The organism is Leifsonia aquatica H1aii, from assembly GCF_000633535.1.
Taxonomy (GTDB): Bacteria; Actinomycetota; Actinomycetes; order Actinomycetales; family Microbacteriaceae; genus Leifsonia; species Leifsonia aquatica_A.
Genome location: NZ_AYMR01000013.1, coordinates 42,822 through 64,824, shown reverse-complemented (window position 1 = coordinate 64,824; position 22,003 = coordinate 42,822). Strand labels below are relative to the sequence as shown.

The 22,003-nt window shown below is 71.7% G+C and carries 20 protein-coding genes; 6 read left to right on the top strand and 14 right to left on the bottom strand.

All coding sequences use genetic code 11. The features are described from left to right. Positions 1 to 3 precede the first annotated feature (3 nt). The 3 genes from U870_RS0114545 to U870_RS0114535 are packed head-to-tail and all read right to left on the bottom strand — an operon-like array spanning position 4 to position 2,845. Positions 4 to 978 carry an ABC transporter permease gene (locus U870_RS0114545; RefSeq protein WP_025158111.1) on the bottom strand — a complete coding sequence of 325 codons (975 nt, stop codon included), beginning with the start codon at positions 976 to 978 and terminating at the stop codon, positions 4 to 6. Next, positions 975 to 1,766, bottom strand: a complete 792-nt coding sequence (locus U870_RS0114540) for a ThuA domain-containing protein (protein ID WP_025158110.1) — start codon at positions 1,764 to 1,766, stop codon at positions 975 to 977. The genes U870_RS0114545 and U870_RS0114540 overlap by 4 nt, the downstream gene beginning before the upstream one ends. Next, positions 1,763 to 2,845 carry a Gfo/Idh/MocA family protein gene (locus U870_RS0114535; protein ID WP_025158109.1) on the bottom strand — a complete coding sequence of 361 codons (1,083 nt, stop codon included), beginning with the start codon at positions 2,843 to 2,845 and terminating at the stop codon, positions 1,763 to 1,765. Before U870_RS0114535 ends, U870_RS0114540 begins: the two co-directional genes overlap by 4 nt. Before the next feature lie 260 nt (positions 2,846 to 3,105). Between U870_RS0114535 and U870_RS0114530 the strand changes: the two genes are divergently transcribed. Both U870_RS0114530 and U870_RS0114525 read left to right on the top strand, forming a co-directional pair. Next, complete coding sequence (locus U870_RS0114530; protein ID WP_025158108.1) at positions 3,106 to 4,077, top strand: zinc-dependent alcohol dehydrogenase; 972 nt, start codon at positions 3,106 to 3,108, stop codon at positions 4,075 to 4,077. A gap of 244 nt (positions 4,078 to 4,321) precedes the next feature. Next, entirely contained in the window at positions 4,322 to 5,731 is a 1,410-nt protein-coding gene (locus U870_RS0114525) for an APC family permease (RefSeq protein WP_025158107.1), read from the top strand. 73 nt (positions 5,732 to 5,804) lie between these two features. Here the strand turns inward: U870_RS0114525 and U870_RS0114520 are convergent, their stop codons facing one another. Together U870_RS0114520 and U870_RS0114515 are read right to left on the bottom strand one after the other, a co-directional pair. After that, entirely contained in the window at positions 5,805 to 7,460 is a 1,656-nt protein-coding gene (locus U870_RS0114520) for an amidohydrolase (protein WP_025158106.1), read from the bottom strand. Further along, positions 7,457 to 8,887, bottom strand: coding sequence for a purine-cytosine permease family protein (locus tag U870_RS0114515; protein WP_025158105.1), 1,431 nt, complete (start codon positions 8,885 to 8,887; stop codon positions 7,457 to 7,459). The genes U870_RS0114520 and U870_RS0114515 overlap by 4 nt, the downstream gene beginning before the upstream one ends. 84 nt (positions 8,888 to 8,971) lie before the next feature. On the opposite strand from U870_RS0114515, the gene U870_RS0114510 reads away from it, so the two are divergent. Further along, positions 8,972 to 9,601 (top strand): TetR/AcrR family transcriptional regulator, encoded by a 630-nt coding sequence (locus U870_RS0114510; RefSeq protein WP_025158104.1) that lies wholly within the window; start codon positions 8,972 to 8,974, stop codon positions 9,599 to 9,601. A gap of 36 nt (positions 9,602 to 9,637) precedes the next feature. Here the strand turns inward: U870_RS0114510 and U870_RS0114505 are convergent, their stop codons facing one another. Together U870_RS0114505 and U870_RS0114500 are read right to left on the bottom strand one after the other, a co-directional pair. Next, the gene (locus U870_RS0114505; protein ID WP_025158103.1) at positions 9,638 to 11,374 is read right to left on the bottom strand and encodes a glycoside hydrolase family 9 protein; all 1,737 of its coding nucleotides are present in this window, start codon (positions 11,372 to 11,374) and stop codon (positions 9,638 to 9,640) included. Positions 11,375 to 11,434: 60 nt separating this feature from the next. After that, a complete protein-coding gene (locus tag U870_RS0114500) occupies positions 11,435 to 12,874 on the bottom strand; it encodes an MFS transporter (RefSeq protein ID WP_025158102.1) in 1,440 nt (479 codons plus the stop codon). A gap of 36 nt (positions 12,875 to 12,910) precedes the next feature. Between U870_RS0114500 and soxR the strand changes: the two genes are divergently transcribed. Next, positions 12,911 to 13,402, top strand: a complete 492-nt coding sequence (gene soxR, locus U870_RS0114495) for a redox-sensitive transcriptional activator SoxR (protein ID WP_025158101.1) — start codon at positions 12,911 to 12,913, stop codon at positions 13,400 to 13,402. A 39-nt stretch (positions 13,403 to 13,441) separates the two neighbouring features. Here the strand turns inward: soxR and U870_RS0114490 are convergent, their stop codons facing one another. From U870_RS0114490 to U870_RS0114470, 5 genes are all read right to left on the bottom strand, one after another. Continuing rightward, a complete protein-coding gene (locus U870_RS0114490) occupies positions 13,442 to 14,425 on the bottom strand; it encodes a LacI family DNA-binding transcriptional regulator (protein WP_029947650.1) in 984 nt (327 codons plus the stop codon). A 131-nt stretch (positions 14,426 to 14,556) separates the two neighbouring features. Further along, positions 14,557 to 15,906, bottom strand: a complete 1,350-nt coding sequence (locus tag U870_RS0114485) for an APC family permease (protein ID WP_025158099.1) — start codon at positions 15,904 to 15,906, stop codon at positions 14,557 to 14,559. A gap of 40 nt (positions 15,907 to 15,946) precedes the next feature. Further along, positions 15,947 to 18,070 (bottom strand): glycosyltransferase family 39 protein, encoded by a 2,124-nt coding sequence (locus U870_RS0114480; protein WP_025158098.1) that lies wholly within the window; start codon positions 18,068 to 18,070, stop codon positions 15,947 to 15,949. Positions 18,071 to 18,074: 4 nt separating this feature from the next. Then, the gene (locus U870_RS0114475; protein ID WP_025158097.1) at positions 18,075 to 19,325 is read right to left on the bottom strand and encodes a glycosyltransferase; all 1,251 of its coding nucleotides are present in this window, start codon (positions 19,323 to 19,325) and stop codon (positions 18,075 to 18,077) included. Between the two features lie 154 nt (positions 19,326 to 19,479). Next, complete coding sequence (locus U870_RS0114470; protein WP_025158096.1) at positions 19,480 to 19,683, bottom strand: cold-shock protein; 204 nt, start codon at positions 19,681 to 19,683, stop codon at positions 19,480 to 19,482. Between the two features lie 199 nt (positions 19,684 to 19,882). Here U870_RS0114470 and U870_RS22655 point away from each other — a divergent pair, with 199 nt between their 5' ends. Beyond that, entirely contained in the window at positions 19,883 to 20,098 is a 216-nt protein-coding gene (locus U870_RS22655; RefSeq protein ID WP_025158095.1) for a hypothetical protein, read from the top strand. A gap of 85 nt (positions 20,099 to 20,183) precedes the next feature. Beyond that, on the top strand, positions 20,184 to 20,390 hold the full coding sequence (locus U870_RS0114460; protein WP_025158094.1) for a hypothetical protein: 207 nt from the start codon (positions 20,184 to 20,186) through the stop codon (positions 20,388 to 20,390). Between the two features lie 42 nt (positions 20,391 to 20,432). Here U870_RS0114460 and U870_RS0114455 read toward each other — a convergent pair whose 3' ends face one another. Together U870_RS0114455 and U870_RS0114450 are read right to left on the bottom strand one after the other, a co-directional pair. Then, positions 20,433 to 20,702, bottom strand: coding sequence for a hypothetical protein (locus U870_RS0114455; protein WP_025158093.1), 270 nt, complete (start codon positions 20,700 to 20,702; stop codon positions 20,433 to 20,435). A gap of 66 nt (positions 20,703 to 20,768) precedes the next feature. Then, positions 20,769 to 21,890 carry a glutamate--cysteine ligase gene (locus U870_RS0114450; protein ID WP_081815306.1) on the bottom strand — a complete coding sequence of 374 codons (1,122 nt, stop codon included), beginning with the start codon at positions 21,888 to 21,890 and terminating at the stop codon, positions 20,769 to 20,771. Positions 21,891 to 22,003 lie beyond the last annotated feature (113 nt).

The following is a 22,003-nucleotide window of genomic DNA, read 5'->3' as shown; positions in this document are numbered from 1 at the left end:
CTCTCAGCTCTCTCGGGTGCGGGGGTCGAGGAAGACGTACATGAGGTCGGCGAGCATGTTCGCGATCAGCACGGTGATGGTGATGACCAGGAAGATGCCCTGCATCAGCGGGTAGTCCTGCGCCTGCGCCGCTTTGAAGAGCACCGTCCCGATGCCGGGGTAGTTGAAGACCACCTCGGTCACGATCGAGCCGCCGACCACGAAGCCGAGCGACATCGCGAAGCTCGAGAACGACGGCAGGATGGCGTTGCGCGCCGCATAGGTGACCATCACCCTCCGCTTGGAGAGGCCCTTCGCCTCGGCCAGGCGCACGTAGTCCTCACTGAGCGTGGTGACCATCATGTTGCGCATCCCGATCAGCCAGCCGCCGATGGATGCGACGACGATCGTGAGGGCGGGAAGGATCGCGTAGTAGGTGGCGCTGCCGATGAAGCCGAGGTTCCAGCCGATCGTCTCGGTGACCGCATAGCCTCCCGACAGCGGGAACCAGTGCAGGATGATCGAGAAGATCAGCACGACGCAGATGGCGAACCAGAAGTAGGGGATGCTCGACAGCAGCGTCGTCACGGGGATGAGGCCGTCCAGCCAGCTCCCCCGCTTCCAGCCGACGATCATCCCGAGCCCGGTGCCGATCACGAACCCGAGCACGGTGCAGACCGTGATGAGCACCAGCGTCCAGCCGATGCTGCTGGCCAGCACCTCGGAGACCGGCGTCGGGTAATAGGCGTACGAGATGCCGAAGTTGCCGCTGAACAGGTTCTTCCAGTAGTCGAGGTACTGCTGCCAGAGGCTGGCGTCGCTCTGGCCGAACAGCACGCGCAGGGCTTCGATCGCCTGCGGCGACAGCTTGCCGTGGAACTTGGCGATCAGGGCGTCGGCGGGGCTGCCGGGCATGATGCGCGGAAGCAGGAAGTTCAGGCTGATCGCCGCCCAGGCGGTGATCAGATAGAAGACGGCTCGTCTCAGGAGCACTCTCATGGCAGGATGCGGTCCTCGGTCTCGGTCGGACGGGTGGAAGGGGTGGCCCGGGTGGCCGGCACGGGGGCCGACCCGGGCGCTGTTGCGGCGGCCGTCCCCGGTTCGGCGAGCCAGCGGGCGGCGCCGGCGACCAGTGCGCGCACGCCGGTGGAGGCCCACGCCCGCAGATCGTGGCCGAACTGCAGGTAGCAGACCCGGCCGCGCCCGTAGCGGTGCGCGGTGACGAGCGGCTCGCGTCCATAGGGTGCGTCGCGCCAGGCGAGCACCTCGGCGCCGGGGCGCACGTCGAGCCGGTAGTGCTCGTGCTCGAGCTCGAACGCCTCGATCCCGGCGGTGACGGGATGCGCGGCGAGGTTGACGCGGTACCGGCTCTCGTGCGGCTGCGGACCGTGGTCGAGGTAGTGCGCGCCGATCAGCTCGGCGAGCGCGGCGTCCTCGGCGGGCCCGTCGTCGAAGTAGGCGGTGGAGTGCACGGCGAGGAGCCCCGCTCCGGCGGCGACCGCCTCCTGCAGTCCCGCGCGCTCCCGCGGCCCGAGGTCGCCGGCGGCCCGGTAGAGGGCGATGACGGCGTCCTCCCGCGGATCGTCGAGGCCGAGGGCGCCGCAGCCGATGCGGACGCGCGTGGCGAGACCCTCCGCTGCGAGCAGGCCTTGGAGCTCGACGCCGGCGCCGAAGAGGTCCTCGTAGACGTCGTCGCCGGTGAGCACGACGGTCGCGGTCGCCGTGGCCGTCGCGGTCGCCGTCGCGGTCGCGGTCGCCGTCGCGGTCGCGGTGTCGTCGCCGCTCACCAGGTCGACCGCAGCTCACCCACGGGCGACCAGAGCCCGTCGGCGACGCCGGAGATCAGGGCGTTGTCGTAGACGTCGAGCGGGAGCACGACCCGGCGCCGGGAACGCGCGCTCTCGTAGCTCGCGAACACGATCTCCGCACCGGCGAGCGCGTGCCGGGCGGCGAGCACCGGTTCGGTCCCGTGCTCGAGCGCATCCACGAGGTCGGCGACGGCCTGCTCGGTGCAGGCGAAGATCGCGGGGTCGATGCCGTGGTCCCAGCCCGACGGATCGCCGGCGTAGGGCGACGGGAAGCGCATCCCTTCCGCCCCGAAGCGCTGCACGACGGCCTCCTGGCCGTTGACGATGATGCGCCCGCGTGTCCCCTGCAGGATGAGGCCCAGGTTGTTCTCGCGGTTCAGGATCGGGGTGGCCGGCTCCCGGCCGGTGGCGATGGTGGCGCGCACGCCGTCGGCCCAGGCGATCTGCGTGATCGACGACGTCTCGACGAAGACGCCGTAGACGTAGCGGTTGGTGCTGACGTCCGCCTGTCCGAGCACCCACTCCACGGGGGCGTCGTGCCGGTAGAACAGCGCGAGGTCGACGATGTGGCTGCCCCAGTCGAACAGGTTGGGGCAGTATCCCTCGATGCTGACGAGCTCGCCGATGAGGCCCTCGTCGAGCTGGCCGCGAGCGAAGCGGTGCACCGGTTCGAACCGGCGCTGCAGGTTGACCGTGAGCTGCACGCCCGCGTCGGCGGCGCGTTCCGTCATCGCGACGGCGTCGCCGTAGCTCAGCGCGAACGGCTTCTCGCAGTGGATGGCGCGCACCCCCGCGTCGATGGCGGCCTCGACCACGGCGCGACGGTGCTGCGGAGGGGTGCAGACGCTGAGCAGATCGGGGCGGAGCTCGGCGAGCATGGCCCCGGCGTCGGAGAACGCGGCGGGGATGTCGAGGTCGGCCGCGAGGCGGTCGGCCGCGGCCCGGTCGAGGTCGGCGATGCCCGCCAGCCGCACACGCTCGTCGGCGCGGTAGGCGGCGGCGTGGACCCGGCCCTGCCCGCCGGCGGCGACAACGGCCGCGGTATACGTCTGCACCACACACTCTCCTTTGAAATGCGCCGTCCGGGAGCCTCGAAGCACCCGGGCGGGTGAACCGAACGGTATCCCAGATCAATACCACCCGATGCCAGACTAAGACGAAAAGTGAACGGTAACAAGAGCTGAACGCAGGATTCACACGATCGAAACATCCGGATCCCCACAAATACAGCGAACACCGCCAGAAGTCCGATCGTCAGCGCGGGTGCGCATGCAATCCACTTAAAACCACGAACGACCACGCGGGCTACACTGACCGCATGCTGATCAGTCGCGTCGTCTCCGCCCGCACCTCCCGCGTGGAAGAGGTGCCCACTCCCTCGCCCGGCGCCGGCCAGGTGCTGGTCGAGATCCTCGCCAGCGGCGTCTGCACGTCCGACCTCGCGCCCTGGCGGGAGGGGCCGGCCGTCGGGGCGGATCCCATCGCGCTCGGCCACGAGATCGCCGGCCGGGTCGTCGCCACCGGACCCGGCGCCTCCCGCTGGCGCGAGGGCGAGATCGTCACCGGGCTCGGCGGCCCGGGATTCGCCACCCACGCCGTGCTCGACGCCGACCTGCTCCTCCCCGTGCCCGCCGGTGTCGAGCCGGCGCACGCGATCGGCGAGCCCATCGCCACCCTGGAGGAGGCGATCTCGCGCACCCCGATCCTCCCCGGCTCCCGCGTCGCCGTCGTCGGGCTCGGCTTCATGGGGCTCGGGCTGCTCCAGCTCGCCCGCACCCGGGCACCGCGCATGATCATCGCCGTCGACCCCAACGCCGAGGCCCGGGAGCGCGCGCTCGCGCTCGGGGCGCACGTCGCGCTGCACCCCGACGAGGTCGAGGGCTTCATCGCCGGCCCGACCTCCGACTCCGGGTCCTCCGGTGACGCGGGGGCCGCGGACCCGCGCGCAGACGTCGTCCTCGAGGCCACCGGGGTCACACCCGGCCTCGCCACCGCCTCCCCGCTCGTGCGCCCCTTCGGCACGCTCTGCGTCGTGGGCTACCACCACGCCGGCACCGCACCGTTCGACATGGAGCTCTGGTACAAGGGCGCCACCGTCGTCAACGGGTTCTGCCCGGACCACCCGCGCGTCATGCGCGCCATGAGCGCCGCCCTCGACCACGTCGCCAGCCGCCGGTTCACCTCCGCCCCGCTGATCACCCACCGCTTCGGCCTCCACGACGTGGACACCGCCTACTCCCTCATGGCCGACCGCGCCCCCGGCTTCGTCAAGGCCGTCATCGAGCCCTGACGGATTCGTGCCGAATGTCGCTTTTAGCGTCGTCAAACCCCGCATTCGGCACGAATGTCGAGAACCGCACCACCGCGATGACGGGAGGCGGCGCGCCGCACATTCGTGCCGAATGCAGGGAATGGGCGCGGCATTCGCGACATTCGGCACGAATCGCGGGAGGGGCGCGAAAAAAGTTGTTTACCAATGGCGGACCAAAGCTGTACATTCCCGGGTAAACGCTTTCCAATCCGAAAGGCACCCCGTGACCACCACTCCTGGAACCGCGAGCACCGCCGCTCCGGCCGGTCCGCGCCTCAAGCGCAGCCTCGGCACCCCCTCCCTCCTGCTGTTCGGCCTGGCGTACATGCTCCCGCTGGCCGTCTTCACCACCTACGGCCTGGTGACGGAGACCACCGGCGGCCACCTGGCCGGCGCCTACCTCGTGACCACCATCGCCATGCTCTTCACGGCGGGGAGCTACGCGAGCATGGTCCGCGCGTATCCCGTCGCGGGCTCCGCGTACACCTACACCCAGCGCACGTTCGGCCGGCACCTGGGCTTCCTCACCGGCTGGACGCTGCTGCTCGACTACCTCGCCCTCCCGCTGCTGAACTACCTCGTCATCGGCATCTACCTGAATGCGGCGTTCCCCGCCGTCCCGGCGTGGGTGTTCGTCGTCGCCTCGGTCGCGCTGGTCACCGTGCTCAATGTCATCGGCATCACGCTCGTCACGTCGGCGAACCTGGCGCTGGTCGGCGTGCAGATCGTCTTCATCGTCGTGTTCGTGGTGACCGGGCTGTCGTACCTCTCGGGCACCTCGTCGCTGCCGAACCTGCTCGACCCGTTCTTCTCGGCGGGCACCCCGCTCAGCGGCATCGCGGCCGGCGCGGCGATCCTGGCCCTCGCCTTCCTCGGCTTCGACGCGGTCTCGACGCTGTCGGAGGAGGCCAAGGACGCCCGCAAGAGCATCCCGCGCGCGATCATCCTCTGCACCCTCGCGGGCGGCCTGCTCTTCATCGTCACGGCCTACATCGCCGGGCTCGTCTTCCCGGACTACGCGTACTTCACCGACACCGACTCGGCACCGCTGGATGTGATGACCCGCATCGGCGGCGGGGCGCTGTTCACCTTCTTCACCGCCGCCTACATCGCCGGCAGCTTCGCCTCGGCGATGACGTCGCAGGCGAGCGTCGCGCGCATCCTCTTCGCGATGGGACGCGACGGGCAGCTGCCGCGGCAGGTCTTCGCAGCGGTGCACGCGCGCTTCAAGACGCCGTGGCTCGCCGTGCTGGTGGTCGGCGTCGTCGGCCTGGTCGGGGCGCTCGCGCTCCCGCTCGACGTCGCCGCCTCGGTCATCTCGTTCGGCGCCCTCGTCGCGTTCAGCTTCGTGAACCTGGCGGTCATCAAGCACTACATCATCGACGGCAAGGAGCGCGGAGCGCGGGCGATGACCGCCCATCTGGTCGCGCCGCTCATCGGGTTCGCGCTGACGGTGTGGCTCTGGACGAGCCTGTCCGGGACGACCTTCGTCGCCGGCGCGATCTGGGTGGCGGTGGGAATCGTCATCCTGGCGATCGTCACCGGGGGCTTCCGCCGCAAGCCCCCGGTGATGGACTTCTCCGAGGACGACCCGGCACCGCTGCTGGAGGCCCCCGCCGACACGGCGCACTAGGGACGCGTCCGCCCGCGTCCCCCGCGGTGGTCGACGCCCGACAGCGGATGCCGCCGGCGTCGACCACCCGGCGTCAGGCCGTGTACACCCTCCGGCCGGCGACGATCGTCTCGACGACCTGGGCGTGGAGCAGGGAGGTCGCGCCTCCCGCGAACACGTCCGCGTCGAGCACGGCGACGTCCGCGGCGAAGCCCGGTGCGATCCGTCCGCGCCACGCGCCGTCGCCCACGGAGGCGGCGGCGTCGCGCGTGGCGTGCCCGATGGCGCGGTCCAGCGGCACGGCGTGCTGCGGCTGCTTCGCGGGCACGCTCGGGTCGAGTGCGGACGCGCGGGTGGAGGCCACGTACATGTTGGCGAGCGCCTGGTGCGGCGCGGTGGGCGCGTCCGTCGAGAAGGCGAGCAGCGTGCCCGCGTCCTCGTACTCCGGCCACGGGAAGGCCCGGTCGACCCGGTCGTCTCCGAGCATCTCGACCCAGTTGTCGAAGATCGCCGGGTCGGAGTGCACCGGCTGCATCGATGCCGTGACGCCGAGCCGCGCCATCCGCTCGGCCGTGCCGGGCGCCGCGTACTCGAGGTGCTCGATGCGGTGGCGGCGCGGCCGGTCGCCGTTCTCGGCGACGGCGTGCTCGATCGCGTCGAGTGCGATCGTGCTGGCGTAGTCGCCGATCGCGTGCTGGGCGATCTGCAGGCCGGCCGCGTCGGCTGCGGCGACGACCGGCTTCAGGCGCTCCAGCGGCCAGATCGGGTCCGCGTTCGTCCCGTCCGCGTAGGGCTGGCGCATCGCCGCGGTGCAGGCGTCGATCACGCCGTCGAGGATGAGCTTGATCCCGACCACGCGCAGCCAGGCCGTGGAGGGTTCTTCGGCCAGCTGCGCGGCACGCTCCACCTGAGCGAGGTTGGCCGCATCGTCGCCGGTGTTGGTGATGAGCCAGTGCGCGGCGACCCGGATGGGCAGCACGCCCCCGCGCCGCTCCTGGGCCCGCTTCAGTGCGGCGAGCGCGAACTCGTCCATCGCCATGTCGACGACGCCGGTGACCCCGGTCGTCAGGTAGGCGTCGATCGCGCGCTCGACCTGGGCGTCGCGGTCGGCGTCGGTGGTGGCGGCGTCGCGCTGTCCCCACGCGTATTCGGTCGCCGCCGTCTCCAGCAGCAGCCCGGTCGGGTTCCCGTCGGCGTCGCGCACGATCTCCCCGCCGATCGGGTCGGGGGTGTCGCGGGTGATGCCGAGTTCGGCGAGCGCCGCCGCGTTCACCCAGCAGGAGTGGTAGTCGTTCGCGTCCAGATACACGGGGATGTCGGAGACGGCGGCGTCGATCATCGCGGCCGTCGGCGCTCCTCCGGGCACGGCGTCGAACAGCCAGCCGCGACCGCGCAGCACCGTCGCCTCGGGGTCGGCGGCCCGCGCCTCCTTCAGCAGGCGCAGGATGTCCTCCAGGGTGCGCGCCTCCGTGAGGTACACCTGGCCGAGCGCCGCGCCCATCATCAGCAGATGGGTGTGCGCGTCGGTGAAGCCGGGGAGCACGAGGCGTCCGCCGAGGTCGACCACCCGGTCGGCCGCCGGCGGTTCGTCGCCCTCGGCGCCGACCCACGAGATCCGGTCGCCGACGACGGCGAACGCGTTGGCCCAGGCTCTGGCCGGATCGGCGTCGGCCGTGAAGACGCGGCCGTCGCGGTACAAGGTGGTGGACGCAGCGGCGCCCGCTGCGGTGGTCTCGATGGGGTCGGTCACGGCCGGCCCTCCTTTCCGAGTCGAGTGCGGCTGAGCAGAAGGTACACGAGCGCGGCGACGATCATCCCGGTGGGCACGGAGAGGTCCACGTTCCCCAGCGCCGCGGCGATCGCCCCGGTCCAGACGCCGGTCGACAGGCACAGGGCTGTGACGATGCCGCCGAGCAGCAGCGCCGCGATGCCCGGGATGCTCCACCCGCCCGTGTACCAGAACCGGCTCCCCCGGCTGTCGTCGAAGAGCTCGGCGCCGTCGTAGACGTAGCGGCGGCGCAGCACGTCGACCACGAAGATCGCCATCGCCGGCCCCGACACGATCACGAGCAGCTGCAGCAGGATGTTGGCGGCCTCGAGCAGGCTGGACGACAGCGCGAGGTAGATCGTGAGGGCGGTCCCGACCGCGCCGACGATGATGGCCGAGGGGATGCGGCGCAGCCGGAGGCCGATCGCCTGCAGCGCCATGCTCGAGGTGTAGGTGGTCATCGCGTTCAGCGCGATCGTGTTCACGATCACCCCGATCACGAGCACCGGGCCGACCCAGCCGGGCAGCAGGTCGAACAGCGCGACGTCGATCCCGGCGTCGAAGGCCCCGGCCTTCAGCCCGGTCGCCAGCAGCACGCCGACGCTGGTGAACACGATGAAGGGCAGGGCGCCGCCGAACGCGGTGGCCGCGGCGATGTGCGACGGCTTGGTCGAGCGCGGAAGGTAGCGCGCGATATCAGGGCTGTTGATGAACGACAGCGGGGTGGAGGCGAGGATGGTGAAGCCGATCGAGATCGCCGACCAGAGCTGGCCGCCGCTGAGCTGCTGCGGTGCGGTGTAGCCCCAGTTCACCGTCGGCAGGATGAACGCGGTGACCAGGAGGAAGATCGCGAACAGCACCACGGCCATGATCGGGTAGATGCGCAGGATCAGCCCGTGCCCGAAGATCGCCACCAGGATCGTCACCGCCGACACCACGAGCGTCACCCCGATGGGAACCCAGATCGGGTCGTCGAGACCGATGCGCCGCAGCAGGTCGGCGCCCATGAAGGACGACGCGAGCCAGGTCAGCGACAGGAAGACCGCCCCGATGAACCAGCCGACGAAGGCGACGAAGAGCTTGTTGCCGAGCACTCCGTACATCGCCCGGGTGACCACCGACCCCGACGTCCCGGCGGCCGGGCCGCTGGCGGCGATCAGCCCGGGGAAGACCCAGAGCAGCGACGACGCGAGGATGACCGCGATGGCCTGCCAGATCTCGAGTCCGAGCAGGATGAGGGTCGCGCCGACGGTGAAGTTGAGGATGCTCACCCCCGGCGCCGCCCAGACGAAGAAGAGGTCTCGGGCGCGGCCGTGGCGCTCGGCGTCGCCGATGACCTCGATCCCCCGTGTCTCCGGCGCCGTGGAGGCGTCGACGAACTCCTCGGTTCCGATGCGTTCTGCGGACATCTGGTTTCTCTCCCGACTCAGCTCCATCGCTGTTGGTCACCTGCCCAATAGTCTGTTGGTCAGTCATTCAATAGCATGGAGGGCATGGAGTCAAGCAGACCAGCTCCCCGTTCCCGGAAAGCGCCGGAGGAGCGACGGGAGGAGATCCTCTCGGAGGCGGCCGCCATCGCCCTCGAACAGGGCCTGGAACGGATCACGCTGCGCGCCGTCGCGACACGCCTCGGCGTGCGGCCCGGGCTGATCTCGCACTACTTCCCCGCAGCGGAAGACCTGGTGGAGGAGGCATTCGTGCGCGCCGCGACGATCGAGCGCGAGCACTTCTTCCCGGAGGCCGGCGCGCCCGTCGAACGGCTCGCGCACTTCGTCGACCACATCGACAGCGGCGCCTCGCTGCCGCTCGCCCGGCTCTGGCTGAACGCCCGCCACCTCTCCCGCTTCACCCCCTCGCTCGAGGAGACGTTGCGCGAGCAGGACGAGCTCGACCGCTCCCGGCTCTCCGCGATCATCACCGCCGGCGTCGCCGCGGGCGAGTTCGCCGAGGTGGACCCGGAGGCCGCGAGCATCCGCCTCCTGATCGCGGTCGACGGCAGCGGGTCCTACGTCAACAGCACCGGCGACCTGAGCCATCCGGCGCAGGCGCGCTTCGTCGCCGACGTCGCCGAGTGGACGCTGGGCCTCGACCCGGGAACGCTGGCGCGCGTCGTCGGGCGCTGAGTCCGCCGGCCTCCGCTCGCGCGAACGGAGCGACCCTCAGGCGGCGCAGACCGCCAGCAGGAACCAGCCCGAGTGCGGGATCCACTGCTCGGCCCAGCGCCATTCCTCGCCGTCCGGCGCCGCCTCCGGCAGGAAGGCGATGGACTCCTCGTCGCTCCAGCCGGAGGTGATGCCGTTCACGATCCCGCCCGGGGTGTTCTGGTACTCCCCCGAGTACTCCACGCCGTTGCGCCCGCGCCCCTGGAGCATGCAGGCGTCGAAGGGGTTCAGCCCGCCGACCCACGCCACCACGTCCGCGTGCAGGCGGCGCAACCGTTCCTCGGTCGAGTCGTCGCACCCCGGTAGACGAGACGCGATCGCCGCCGCGTAGCCGAGGGAGGCGATGCCCGCGTTCTCGCCCTGCCACCAGTAGCCGGTCTCGTTCTCGTGCGGGAAGAAGAACGCGTCACGCGGCTGGCCGCCGAGCGGCTGCACCCGCTGGCGCGGGTAGCCGAACGGGTTGGTCACGGCGTCGGTGCGCTCGAGCACGCCGCGGAGGATCGCGAGCGCGACACCTTCGGCGGCGGATGCCTCCGCGGACGCTCCGTCGTCGTGCGCCCCCTCCCGGAGCACCTCCGCCCAGCGCAGCAGGGCGACGGCCGGCAGTCCGGGCTCGGCCGCGTGGAAGAACGGCCGCCCCTCCACGTCGCCGACGAGCCACGCTCCCGTCTCACCCGATCGCACCCGGTCGCGCAACGACGCGGCGCGCTCGCGCCCGGCATCCTCGAACCGCTCGCCGTCCACGCCGCGCAGGCGCGCGGCCGCCACCAGCTCCGCCGCAGCGAGCAGGGCGCCGTAGTCGTCGATGACCGACTCCTCCCCATCGAACAGATACGCGCGGTTGTGCTCCTGCAGGTGGTCGAACCCGCGCTCCGCGGCGGCGAAGTAGGCGTCCCGCCCCTCCTCGCCATCGGCGTCCGCCGTGGCCGCCAGGGCGAGGGCGGCGATGGCCAGGCCCCCGCCGTGCCGGTACGCCGCCTGCCAGCGCTGCGTCCGTACGCTGTCCTGCAGCGGAGCCGTGATCATCCGCTCCTCCAGCCGCTTCGTCAGGGCGTCGAAGATGCCGGTGTAGAAGAACCCCTGCGGATCCTGGAATCGGGTGAGGAAGTCCGCTCCGAAGAGCCCCTCGTCGCGCAGGCGGGGGTACTGGCTCGTACGGAAGCCGGGATGCGCACCCCGCAGCTCCCGTCCGGCGGTGAGCAGGGCCCAGGCGCAGAGCGGGATCTGCTGGGGGCTCATCATCCGGGTGTACGTCAGGTGGCTGAGGAACTTGCTGTAGTCGCCGGAGGCGTCGAGCCAGCCGCCGCGGGCATCGACCGTGCGCCCCGAGTCGTCGTCGTAGAACCGCGCCGCCGCGTCCTTCCGCTCGATCTCACCACTGGAGCGCTGCGCCCGGAACATCGCAGTGATGTCCGAGACCACGAGCGACGGGAGGCGGTCCGGGCCAACGGTGAAGGGCTCCGACGGCACCAGGGTGCCGTCGACCTCCGCGAGCAGCCGGTAGCGTCCGCTCTCCACGAGGGCGCCGAAGTCGACGCGGGTGCACGGCACGGACATCCAGCGCGCGACCACGCCGGTCGGACCGATGGCCGGCTCGATCGGCATCCGCTCGCCGGACGCGCGCTCGACGTGGACCGCGGTCACCCGCTCCCCGACCACGACAGCCGCCTTCGGCCCCTCCGTGTCGTAGCCGAGCTGACTCACCAGCACGGCGGGTCCCGTGATCGTCTCCACGCTGCCTCCAGACAACTTGCGTACCACTAGTACCAAAACAATACCAGTGACGCGCCCTCGTCAGCGCCGGAGGATGCGCGGCCCCACCACCCACGCGAGGAGACAGAGCACCGCCGTGAAGGCGAACGCGCCCGCGAATGCCGCGGAGCTGACCGCACCGCCGAGTGCGGCGAACACGATCGCCGTCGCAGCCAGCGAGATCGCCGAGCCGATCGAGTCCGCGATCGAGAGCGCCGAGCTGTTGAAGCCCTGGTCGTCGCGTGTCGAGTACTCGAGCGTGAGGACGCCCAGTCGCGGATAGAGGAAGCCCATCCCGGCGCCGGCGAACGCCCAGCCGACCACCACGACCGCGGGTGCCAGGTGGAAGACCACCGTCACGATCAGCGACGCGACCGCGATCGAGAGGCCGAGCGCTCCGAGCCGGGCGGTCATGCGGTGCGTGAGGGTCTCGAAGCGGCCCTGCGCCCAGGAGGCCGCCGCCCAGCTGAGACCTGCGGCCGTGAGCGCGAGACCCGCCAGCGCGGCGGACATGCCGTACTGCGTCACCAGCAGCAGCGGGACGTAGACCTCGGCGGCGAAGAACGTGGCCGCCACGAGCGCACGGGTGAGGATCACGCTCGGCAGCCCGCGGGCCGCGCGCAGTGTCCGCGGGGGCAGCAGCGGCCGAATGGCGAGCACCGCCGCCACGGCGGCGATCGGCGGCAGGATCCACTGCACCGGCCCGGTCGCCTCGGCCGAGAGCGTCAGGACGAGCACAGCGACGGCGACCAGCACGGCCCAGCCGATGCGGCCGAGATCGCGCGGCGGCAGCTCCTCGCCCTCCGCCGGGCCGTGGACCCCGCGCATCGCGGGGACGACCATGAGCATGGCGAGGACGACGAGTCCCACCACGCCGAGGAACACCCAGCGCCACCCCACGCTCTCGGCGAGCAGTCCGGCGATGAGGGGTCCGATCAGCGAGGGCACCACCCAGGCCGCAGCGAAGCCCGCGAAGATCCGCGGGTGCAGGCGCGGCGGGTACACCCGCGCCACGATCACATACAGCGACACGGTGAGCGCGCCGCCGCCGAGACCGTGGATGAGCCGGCCGGCGACGAAGACGGGCATGAGCTGCGCCGTCCCGGCGACGATCAGGCCGATCGCGAAGAAGACCACCGACGCGAACAGCGCCGAGCGCGGGTTGCCGCGGTCGGCCCAGGCTCCCGCGATGACCATGCCGACCACGCTCACGGCGAGCGGCCCGGCGAAGGCGAAGGCATAGAGCGAGGCCCCGTCGAGCTCCCGGCTGACGGTCGGCATGATGGTCGTCACGGCGAGCGCCTCGAACGCCGCGAGCATGATCAGCAGGCACATGCCGATGCTCACCCAGCGGTACTGCGCGCTGAGCACGCCGCCCGGCGGGGAGCGGTCGGCGGGTGTCTCGTCGATGGCGTGCGCGGCCGTGGAGGCGGCCGGATCGGGGGCGCCGGACGGGTCGGCGTCGGTGTCGCGGAAGGTCATGCTCCGAGCCTAGAACCTCAACTATGGTTGAGGTCAATGACTCCGTCCGAACCGATCCTCAGCGTGGGCGACGTCGCCGTCCGCAGCGGCGTCGCCGTCTCGACGCTGCACTTCTACGAACGCCAAGGGCTCATCACCAGCGAGCGGTCCGCGGGCAACCAGCGGCGCTACCGGCGCGACGTGCTGCGCCGGATCGCGTTCGTGCGCGTGTCGCAGCGGGTGGGGGTCCCCCTCGCCGACATCCGCGCCGCTCTCGACTCCCTCCCCGAGGGGCGCACCCCGACCAAGCGCGACTGGGCCCGGCTGTCCGGGCTCTGGCGTTCCGAGCTCGACGCCCGCATCCGCGACCTCCAGCATCTGCGCGACGACCTGACCGACTGCATGGGCTGCGGCTGCCTCAGCCTGCGCACCTGCTCCCTGCAGAACCCCGCCGACGAGCTGGCCGAGCACGGGTCGGGCCCGCGGCGCTGGCTCGACGCGGACGAAGCGGAGGACGCAGACGAGGACGACGACCGGTCAGCGCGCTGATGCGGTCAGCGCCCTGATGCGGTCAGCGCACTGATGCGGTCAGCGCACTGATGCGGTCGACGCACGCACGATGAGGTCCGGCAGGATGCTCGCCGCGGTCGGCTCAGCTCCTCCGTCGATCTCGGCCACGAGGCGGTCGACGCTGGCGCGGCCGAGCGCCGTGAAGTCCTGACGCACCGTGCTGAGGGGAGGCCAGAAATGCGCCGCCTCGGGGATGTCGTCGAAGCCGACCACGCTGAGGTCCTCCGGGATCCTCCGGCCCAGCTCGTGCGCCGCGTGGTAGACCCCGAGCGCCATCTGATCGTTGGAGGTGAACACGGCGGTCACCGTTCGATCGGCGAGGAGCTGCACCCCGGCGCGGTAGCCGAACTCCGCCGTCCAGTCGCCGTGCGGCACGGCCGGCGCCGACAGCCCCGCCGCGGCGAGCTCCTCCTCGTAGCCCGCACGCCGGGCCTGCGCCTCGAACCAGGCCTGCGGACCGGCCAGGTGCGCGATCGTGCGGTGACCGAGATCGATCAGGTGCCGCGTCGCCGCCCGGGCACCCGCGACCTGGTCGACGGAGAGCTCGCGCTCGATGCTCGCCGTCCCACTCTGCAGGGTGACGTACGGGACGCCCAGTCGCGCGGCGGCGATCTGCTCCAGCACGACCTCCTGCGGGGCGATCACGATGATGCCTTCGACGGCCTGCGCGAGCAGGTGGTCGATCCCCGCCTCGATCCCGGCCGGGGTCAGGTCGGCCAGCTGGGCGACGGCGATGTAGTACCCGGCCTCACGGCCGGCATCCTGGATGGCGTTGATGCTCGAGACCGGGCCGTAGAGGGCCGCGGCCGAGGTCGAGAGCACGCCGATCGTCCGCGACCGGGCGGTCACCAGCGCGCGAGCGGCCCGGTTGGGTCGGTAGTTGAGCGCGTCCATCGCCCGCTGCACCCGCTCGCGTGTCGCGTCACGGATGCTGGCGTGCCCGTTGATGACGCGGGAGACGGTCTGGTGGGAGACGCCCGCGAGGGCGGCCACATCGCGCATGCTCGACGCGCGCGGCGGGTGCGGACGACCGGCCGGACTCTCGGCCGTGGGATCGGCGGGCACGTCAGCCGTCACATCGTCCCCCTCCGGATGCGCGCCGACCGTCCGGCGCAGGTTCCCCCCATTATGCGTTATGCCGCCTCGGCGGGAGACCGCCCCTCCGCCGCCCCCTTCCGAGAACGGGCGCCGAGACGGCCCGGGCGCGACAGCACCCCCACCAGCACCGCGACGACCGCCACGCCCGCGGGGAACACCAGGTGCCATCCCGCCAGCAGCAGGAGGCCGGCCGCGAAGACGCAGGACAGCACGGCCATCCACCAGCCGACCGACCACCGCGGCAGGAGTACGACGGCGGCCGCGACGCCGAGACCGTAGACGGCCGCGGCGATGCTGGTGTGCACCAGGATGAACGGCGGCAGGTCGCCGCTGGCGAGGACGACCACGGAGTACGCGGCCATCACCACCGCGGAGAGCAGCAGCCCCCGCCGGGCGACCGCGCCGTTCTCGACGCCGCGCCCGAACCAGCGCGGGAGGTCCCCGTCGCGTCCCATCGCGGCACCCAGCTTCGAGAAGGCGGCCAGGTAGGCGTTGAACACGCCCGTGACGACGATCGCGGCGATCACGGCGACCACCACACCGCCGCCCGTGCCGGTGGCCGCGGAGACGAGGTCGAGCAGGGGCACCTCGCTGGTCGACGCGGCGTCTCCGAGCACCAGCACCGTCACGGTCTGGACCGCCAGGTAGGCGACGGAGACGATGACGAGCGCCAGAGCGGTCGCGCGCGGGATGTCGCGGCGCGGGTCGCGAAACTCCCCGCCGATCCCGGCCACGGCCTCCCACCCGGCGAACGCCCAGATGTAGAGGCTCATCGCCAGCCCGACCCCGCCCCAGCCGTGCGGGAGGAGCGGCTGCAGGTGAGCGGCATCGCCGTGCGGGGCCGCGGCGGCCAGGACGAAGACGAGCACCGCCACGAGCGCGCCCGAGAGCAGGAGCTGCACCGAGGCGGCGAAGCGCACGCCGAACGCCGAGACGGCCAGCGGGACGATCATCAGGGCGACCGCGATGACCGCCGTGCTCACGGCGTCGCCGCCGATGACCGCGACGACGTAGCGCGCGGTCATCAGCGCCGCGATCGGAGCTCCGATCGGGGTGCCGAAGAAGAACCAGTACGACACGATGCGCGCGGCGGTCGGCCCGAACGCGCGCCGGGCGAACGTCGCGACGCCTCCCGCGTCGGGGTGCCGCCGGGCCAGGGCGGCGAAGGTCGCGGCGAGCGGGACGGAGATCAGTGCGAGAGCGGCCACGGCGAGGATCGCGCCCGGGCCGGCGACGGAGGCGGCGAGCGCCGGCAGCACCAGGATGCCGGTGCCGAGCACGGCGGCCACGTAGAGGGCGGTCCCGCCCGCGACCCCGAGGCGGCCGTGCGGCACGGCCCGGGGTCCGTCGGCGGCAGCGCGCGTGAGTGGGGGCCCGTCCGTCATGTCTCCATGATGGCCCGGGCCCCCGACACGACCTCCTCCGTTACGAGGTCAGGTCGTAGACCGTCACCCCGTCGACCGTCGTCGCCGTGTAGTTCTGCTCGATCCAGCTGGAGATCTCGCTGGAGGCGCTGCTCCCGCCGTTCGACTGCCCCACGCCGCCGGCGATGAAGTAGTGGATCTTCCCCTCCGCCACGTACTGCTCGAACTGGGCCAGCGTGGGCGACGGGTCGGAGCCGTTGAAGCCGCCGATCGGCATCACCGCCTCCTGGGTCGCGAGCTGATATCCGGCCGCCGAGTTGGAGCCGATCGCGGCGGCCACCCACGTGTACTTCGAGGCGTCGGCCTTCAGCATCGACGCGAGCTGGGAGCTCACGCTGCCGGAGGAGAGCAGGGAGCCGGCTCCCCCGCCGCGCGTGCCCGTGGTCGCGCCACCGGTCGTGCCACCCGTCGTGCCGGTCCCGCCGGTCGTGCCGCCCGTCGTGCCGGTCCCGCCGGTCGTGCCGCCGGTCGTCCCGCCCTGGGTCTGCCCGCCGAACCCGTTCGGCGGCGTGCCGCCCTGCCCGCCGGGACCGCCGTGGCCGCCGTTGCCGCCGAAGCCGCCTCGGCCGCCGCCCGGTCCGCCCATCGAGCCGGACACGGTCGGGCCGGCGGTCACGATCGACCCCGTGTGGGCCGTGGTGATGGTCTGGATCGTGTAGGCGAACGGGGCGAGCAGGCCGGCCACGAGGGTCGCCACGATGGTCGCGGTGGGCAGCGCCCGGCCGCGCTGCGGGAGCAGGAGCAGTCCCGCGGCGACGACCGAGAGCACGACCACGAGGACCTTCAGCCACGGCAGCCAGTCCGTCGCGCGGTCCAGCAGCACCCAGGCCCACCATCCCGTGCCGAGCATGACGACCGCCGAGACGATCCGCACCCAGAGCCGGTCGCGAGCGCCCCAGGCCGCGGCCGCGCCGATCGCGACGACGCCCGCGAGGGCCGGCGCGAGGGCGACCGTGTAGTAGGCGTGGAAGATGCCGGCCATGAAGCTGAAGGCGAGCGCGGTCACGACCAGCCAGCCGCCGAAGAGCAGGAGGGTCGCCCGCCGCGCGTCCGTCCGCGCCATCCGCCGGCCCAGCACCAGGGCGACGACGAAGAGGACCAGCGCAGCGGGCAGCAGCCAGGTGATCTGGCCCCCGATCTCGCCGTCGAACAGGCGGGTGATGCCGGTGGCGCCCCACATCCCGCCGCCGGTCGTGGCGCCGCCGCCGGTGACGCTCCCCGTCTCGTCCCCGGTGAGACGCCCGAGCCCGTTGTAGCCGAAGGTCAGCTCGAGGAAGCTGTTGGTCTGCGAGCCGCCGATGTAGGGGCGCCAGGAGGCCGGGACCAGCTCGACGATCGCCACCCACCATCCGGCGGCGACGATCACCGCGCCGAGTGCCGCGAACAGGTGCCCGAACCGCTTCTTCCACGAGATCGGCGCAGCGGCCAGGTAGACGCCCGCGAGCACCGGGAGGATGAGGAAGGCCTGCAGCTGCTTGGTCAGGAAGCCGAAGCCGATCGCGACGCCCGCCCAGATCACCCAGCGGATGCGGCCCGATTCGATTCCACGCAGGGTCAGGTAGGTCGCCAGCGTCAGCAGGAGGACGAGCAGCGCGTCCGGGTTGTTGAACCGGAACATCAGCGCGGCCACCGGGGTGATGGCCAGCACGCCGCCCGCGAGCAACGCGGTGCGCGCCGAGAAGTGGCGGCGCACGATCGCGTAGACGAGCGCGACCGTCGCGACGCCCATCAGCGCCTCCGGCAGCAGGATGCTCCACGAACTCAACCCGAAGATCCGCACCGAGAGCGCCATGATCCACAGGCTCGCGGGCGGCTTGTCGACGGTGATCGAGTTCGCCGCGTCGCTGGAGCCGTAGAAGAAGGCCTCCCCGTTGACCGACCCGGCCTGCACGGCCGCGGAGTAGAAGGAGTTGGCCCAGCCGCTGGCCGCGAGGTCCCAGATGTAGAGGAACGCCGTGACGGCGAGGAGGCCGAGCAGCGCCGGCCGCTCCCAGGCGGCGGCGTCCTCCCTGCCGCGGACGAGCCGACGGAGGGCGGCGCGCATCCGGCCGGGCGGGACCGCCTGCACGGGATGCGTCGCGACGGGGGCGGCCGCGGGTGTCGCGGGGGTCGTCGTGGTGGTCATGGTGTCACTCGCTTTCGCTGGTGGAGAAGGAGAGGGGGCGGGAGGCGGCCGCATCGGCGGCGGGCGGGGTCGCCCGGCGGGAGGCCCGGAAGACCCAGAGCCGCAGGAGCACGAAGCGGATCAGCGTGGCGACGAGGTTGGCCACGGTGAGCACGATCAGTTGCATGCGTGCGGAGGCCGCGGGCGCCAGCGCGTGCAGGGCGAGCAGCGAGCCGCTGGTCAGCGCCCAGGCGATCCCGAACACGATGAGTCCCTGGAACTGGTGCCGCACCATCCCCGGCCCGCTCACCCCGAAGGTGAAGCGGCGGTTGGCCCAGGTGTTCGCGACCGCGGTGATCAGGAGTGCGGCGAAGTTGGCGACCTGGGCGGTGACGACCGTCTGCAGCAGGAGGTAGAGCAGCGCGTAGGCGACGGTGGAGAGCACACCGACGACGCCGAATCGCACCACCTGGCCGAAGAAGCTGGGCGGCCGGGGAGGCTCGAACGGCCGCCGCCCGAGCTCGGCGTAGATCGACTCGACGGGGATGCGGCCGCGGGCGATGTTGGTGCCGACGCGCACCATGCCTTTGACGTCCTCCATCGCGGTGCTCACGATGTCCACGGAGCTCTGCGGGTCGTCGACCCAGTCGACGGGGATCTCGTGGATGCGCAGACCCGACCGTTCCGCGAGGATCAGGAGCTCCGTGTCGAAGAACCAGGCGTCGTCCTCGACCAGCGGGAGGAGCCGCTGCGCGACGTCGCTCCTGATCGCCTTGAACCCGCACTGGGCGTCGCTGAAGCCGACGGACATGGTCCGCCGCAGCAGCAGGTTGTAGCTGCGCGAGATGAACTCGCGTCTGCCGCCGCGTGTGACGCGCGACGTGCGGCCGAGCCGCGTGCCGATCGCAAGGTCCGAGTGCCCGGAGAGCAGGGGGGCGACCAGCGGAGGCAGCGCGGCGAGATCGGTGGAGAGGTCCTCGTCCAGATAGACGAGCACCTCGGCTTCGGAGGCGCCCCACACCTGTTTGAGCGCGCGACCGCGCCCCTTCAGGGGGAGGTGCACCGCGACGACGCCGGCGAGCTCCCCGGCGAGACGGTCCGCGATGGCGGCGGTCTCGTCGGTGCTGGCGTTGTCCGCGATGGTGATCCGCCAGGTCTGCTCGACGGCGTCGGTCAGATAGGCGTGGAGCCGGCGGATGGACGACTCGAGCGTCGCCTGCTCGTTGTACACGGGCACGGCGATGTCGAGCGAGAGGGGGGCGGTTTCGTACGACATGCGCACCACCCTCGCGCCGTCACATCGCCGTGACCTTTCGCGGGCCTATGCGCTGTTCAGGCGTTCCCTGCGGGGTTGCTATGCACGGCGACGGCCGCGCTCCCGCCGCCGCGCTCGCCCGTGAGGGCGGCGGCGGGCCGTTCCGCTGTCCGCGTCAGGCGGGACGGATGTTCGACGCCTGCAGGCCCTTGGGACCCTGTGTCACTTCGTACTCGACGCGCTGGTTCTCGGTGAGGTTGCGGTAGCCGTCGCCGGCGATCTCACTGAAGTGGGCGAACACGTCGGGCGATCCGTCGTCCGGGGCGATGAACCCGAACCCCTTTTCGGAGTTGAACCATTTGACGGTGCCAATTGCCATCGTTCTCTCTGCCTTCTCTTCTGCACGGGCCACAAGGACGACCCACCGCCAGTGTCCCCCAAGCGGGACTGGAATGCGAGTATCCCGACCCTTCGTGACGGTCCGATTCCCGGACGCCGCTACCCGGCGACGCTGCACGCGCCTACCATCCGGTAGCAGCGGCGACCACCCGGCCGTCGAGCGGTGGAGGAGGACGGCGATGACCGATGCGAACGAGCAGTTCCCCGAGACGCCCTCGGGCGAGCCGATCGACGTGGACGCCCTGGCGGAAGGCGGAGGCCGTGGCCCCTACGATGCCGACGGCGTGATCGAGCCCGAGCACGATGACACCGGGGACGCGGACGACGAGGACGAGGCGGTCCGCGACGAGGAGTACGACGGCATCGCCGTCGATCGCGACGATCCGTACGACTGACGTTCATCCAGCACCTCTTGTCCCCCGGCGGTGTACCCCGCTAGGGTCAAGCCAAGCAAGCTGCACGTTCGGGGAGGGGTGCCGCGTGACGACCTATGAGACGCCGATCGGTAATGCACCGAAGTCGGGGCAGGACATCCATCTGGTGCGCTGGGTGCACCGGGCGGACGGGTGGAGCAGCGAGACGCTGCTGTGCACCTATCTGGCCGGGACTCCGCACGATTGGATCGTGGAATCGCGCGGCGTGCGCGTCGAGCTGCCACGCGAAGAGTGGGCGCAGTTCGCTTTCTGACCCTGGGTGACCGGCCGGTCGCCGTCGTGGCGTGACGCCGCGTCAGAGTCCCGCGCGCGCCGCGAGCAGTTCGACCGCCGCTCGCCAATCGGCCGAGGGGATACCATCACCGGTCTCCTCTTCACCGGGAGGCCGCGCCACGAAGGACGGGCGGCTCACGCCCGCCGGATGCTGCTCCTCGACCAGCCCGAGGTAGTCGCCTCCGTAGTAGACCTCCCACGCGGCCGTGGAGGTCGGACTGTACATCAGGGTCAGCGGCCGGGTCCCGTAGGTGTAGACGGCGTGCTGGTGCGCGAGCTGCTTGTCCGTCATGATCGGCAGGATAGGCGTCTTGTCGGCCGCGCGGAAGGGAGCATCGCGGCACTCCCCCGGCGTCGATCAGGCCGCATCGAGATCATCGCCGTCGTCGTCCTCCGATTGCTCGTGCGTTGCGGCGACCGCCGCCTCCACGACGTCGCGCATCCTCCCCCGGCGGGCGAAGGCGAGGCGCTGCCGGCCCGCCCCTCCCCCGGTCCGGAGGATGCGCGCCAGTCCGCGCCGCACCAGCGCCAGGTCGCCGGCACGGTCCAGTTCAGGGGCGGTGTGCGAGAGGAGGGCGGCCACAGCGTCGACCGCGGTCCCTCCCATACCGGTGACGGGATGCGGCAAGCGGCCGCTCACCCCGGTCAAGGACGCCTGCCACTCGGCAAGTCGGAGCGCCGCCGACGGCATCGGGATCGGCGGGACTCCGGCGCGCCAAGCCGTCACGGCGGTCTCGACGAGGGCGCGCACGAGGGCGGCGAGCACGACCGTGTCCCGGGCGTCCAGGCAGACGTCGGCGACCCGGACCTCGATCGTGGGCTGCTTGTGCGACAACCGCGCGTCCAGGTAGAGCATGCCGCTGTCGAGGATGACGCCGGTGTCGACCAAGAGGCTCTCGAACCGGTCGTACGCCTCCACCGACCCGAACAGGTCGGTCGGGCCGGCACTCTGCCACTGATGCCAGACCACGAAGCGGTAGCTGGCGTGGCCGGTGTCGATGCCGCCCGCGTACGGCGAGTTCGTCGTCAGCGCGAGCAGCACCGGCAGCCAGGTGCGGATGCGGTCGAGCACGGCGACGCCCTCCTCGCGGGAGGCGATGCCGACATGCACGTGGCAGCCGCAGACGAGCGTACCGCGAGCGGTGAGCCCGTAGCGCTCCATCATCCTCTCGTACCGCGGGTCGGCGGTGGGGTGCGGGCGCAGTCGCAGCGGCGACATCGCCAGAGCCGCTGCCCGTGCCCCGTGCCGTGCCGCCAGCCGATCGGCGAGGTCGCGGCCCGCGACGATGTCGGCGAGCAGCGCGATCATCGAGCTGTGCGGCCGGGTCTGGATCTCCAGCATCTCCTGCTGGATCTCGGCGCTGACGGTCGGCCCGTCGCCGTCCGGCGACGCGTCCGCGAGGGCGAGCGGAGCCACCGGCGCCGCGACCCCGCGCGCGTCGACGAGCAGGAGCTCCTCCTCCACCCCGACGGTCCTCACCCGCCCACTATGCGCACCGATTCCGCGACCGGGCAATCCCTTGTCGCCGCGGGATCCGGTGTGCACGTCTCGGGCACGATCCGGGACTCCGCGCCGACACGGCGGGCCTCTAG

What these genes read in the sequence shown, in the direction of transcription:
- U870_RS0114515 (WP_025158105.1), bottom strand. Translation starts at nt 8,887, where the DNA reads ATGTCCGCAGAACGCATCGGAACCGAGGAGTTCGTCGACGCCTCCACG.
- U870_RS0114510 (WP_025158104.1), top strand. Translation starts at nt 8,972, where the DNA reads ATGGAGTCAAGCAGACCAGCTCCCCGTTCCCGGAAAGCGCCGGAGGAG.
- U870_RS0114470 (WP_025158096.1), bottom strand. Translation starts at nt 19,683, where the DNA reads ATGGCAATTGGCACCGTCAAATGGTTCAACTCCGAAAAGGGGTTCGGG.
- U870_RS0114480 (WP_025158098.1), bottom strand. Translation starts at nt 18,070, where the DNA reads ATGACCACCACGACGACCCCCGCGACACCCGCGGCCGCCCCCGTCGCG.
- soxR (WP_025158101.1), top strand. Translation starts at nt 12,911, where the DNA reads ATGACTCCGTCCGAACCGATCCTCAGCGTGGGCGACGTCGCCGTCCGC.
- U870_RS0114475 (WP_025158097.1), bottom strand. Translation starts at nt 19,325, where the DNA reads ATGTCGTACGAAACCGCCCCCCTCTCGCTCGACATCGCCGTGCCCGTG.
- U870_RS0114485 (WP_025158099.1), bottom strand. Translation starts at nt 15,906, where the DNA reads ATGACGGACGGGCCCCCACTCACGCGCGCTGCCGCCGACGGACCCCGG.
- U870_RS0114490 (WP_029947650.1), bottom strand. Translation starts at nt 14,425, where the DNA reads ATGCGCGATGTGGCCGCCCTCGCGGGCGTCTCCCACCAGACCGTCTCC.
- U870_RS0114530 (WP_025158108.1), top strand. Translation starts at nt 3,106, where the DNA reads ATGCTGATCAGTCGCGTCGTCTCCGCCCGCACCTCCCGCGTGGAAGAG.
- U870_RS22655 (WP_025158095.1), top strand. Translation starts at nt 19,883, where the DNA reads ATGACCGATGCGAACGAGCAGTTCCCCGAGACGCCCTCGGGCGAGCCG.
- U870_RS0114455 (WP_025158093.1), bottom strand. Translation starts at nt 20,702, where the DNA reads ATGACGGACAAGCAGCTCGCGCACCAGCACGCCGTCTACACCTACGGG.
- U870_RS0114500 (WP_025158102.1), bottom strand. Translation starts at nt 12,874, where the DNA reads ATGACCTTCCGCGACACCGACGCCGACCCGTCCGGCGCCCCCGATCCG.
- U870_RS0114545 (WP_025158111.1), bottom strand. Translation starts at nt 978, where the DNA reads ATGAGAGTGCTCCTGAGACGAGCCGTCTTCTATCTGATCACCGCCTGG.